Annotated in this window: 1 protein-coding gene; it reads left to right on the top strand. The window is 70.0% G+C overall.

Translation table 11 applies throughout. The features are described from left to right. Positions 1–1343: SDR family NAD(P)-dependent oxidoreductase (locus tag KN815_RS47395; protein WP_216347956.1), on the top strand; the 1343-nt coding region annotated here is incomplete at both ends.

The raw sequence follows: 1343 nt of genomic DNA, 5'->3' as shown, positions 1-1343 counted from the left end.
TGTCCGGGGCGTCCAGATTGATTGGGCGGCGGTGTTCCCCGGCGGTCGGTTGGTTGATTTGCCGACGTATGCGTTTCAGCGTGAGCGGTTCTGGCTGGAGCCGTCCTCGGCCCGGCCCGTGACCAGTGCGGTGGATGCGGCGTTCTGGGATGCGGTCGAGCGCGGTGATGCGCAGGCGCTGGGCGTTGACGAGGAGCAGCCGTTGGGTGCCGTGTTGCCTGCCTTGGCGTCGTGGCGGCGGGCGCAGCAGGAACGGTCGGTGGTCGACGGTTGGCGTTACCGGCTCGGTTGGACGCCGGTTACGGGTGTGCCGTCCGGGGAGGTGCTGACGGGGATCTGGCTGGTCGTGGTCGAGCCGGGTGCTGAGGAGGTTGACGGTGCCGATGTGGTTGTCGCGCTGCGGTCGGCCGGGGCGGATGTCCAGGTCGTGACGGCGGTGGAGCCGCGCGATGTGGCGGTCGCGGGTGTGGTGTCGCTGCTGTCGGTCGAGGCGACGGTGTCCCTGCTCCAGAACCTCCTGGCCGCCGGGGTCGATGCACCGTTGTGGTGCGTCACCCGGGGTGCGGTCTCCGTGGGGGACGGGGATGTGGTGGATCCGTACGCGTCGGCGGTCTGGGGGCTGGGCCGTGTGATCGGTCTGGAGCATCCCGATCGTTGGGGCGGGCTGATCGACCTGCCCATGGAGGTGGATGCGCGTACGGACTCCTTGCTGGCCGGGGTTCTCGCCGGGCGCACCGGGGAGGATCAGGTGGCAATTCGTGCCGCTGAAGCGTGGGGTGCCCGACTGGCCCGGGTGACACCGGCGGCGGACACGTCCACTGGGTGGCAGGGCCGGGGAACCGCCTTGATCACCGGGGGTACGGGCGCGCTGGGCGGCCATGTGGCCCGCTGGCTGGCCGGGACCGGTGTGGAGCGCATCGTGCTGACGAGCCGACGGGGGATCGAGACCCCCGGTGCGACCGAGTTGGTGACCGAGCTGGAGGAGCTCGGGGTCCAGGTGACTGTGGCCGCGTGCGATGTCGCCGATCGGGACGCGGTCGCGTCGCTGCTGGCCGGCATTCCCGATCTCCGGGTTGTCGTGCACGCCGCGGGGGTGCCGAGTTGGGGCGCGGTGGAGAGCCTGACAGCCGATGAGTTCGAGGAGAGCGTGCGGTCGAAGATTGTCGGGGCGGCGCACCTGGACGCACTTCTGACGGACGCCGATCTGGATGCCTTTGTTCTGTTCTCGTCGGTGGCGGGGGTGTGGGGGAGCGGTCGTCAGTCGGCGTATGCGGCGGCGAATGCGTTTTTGGATGGGTTGGCGTGGCGGCGTCGTGGTGTTGGGTTGGTGGCGACTTCGGTGG

This window comes from Streptomyces niphimycinicus (assembly GCF_018883605.1).
In the GTDB taxonomy this organism is placed as follows: Bacteria; Actinomycetota; Actinomycetes; order Streptomycetales; family Streptomycetaceae; genus Streptomyces; species Streptomyces niphimycinicus.
Note: the sequence above shows the minus strand (reverse complement) of the source record. Positions and strands in the feature narration are given on the sequence as shown.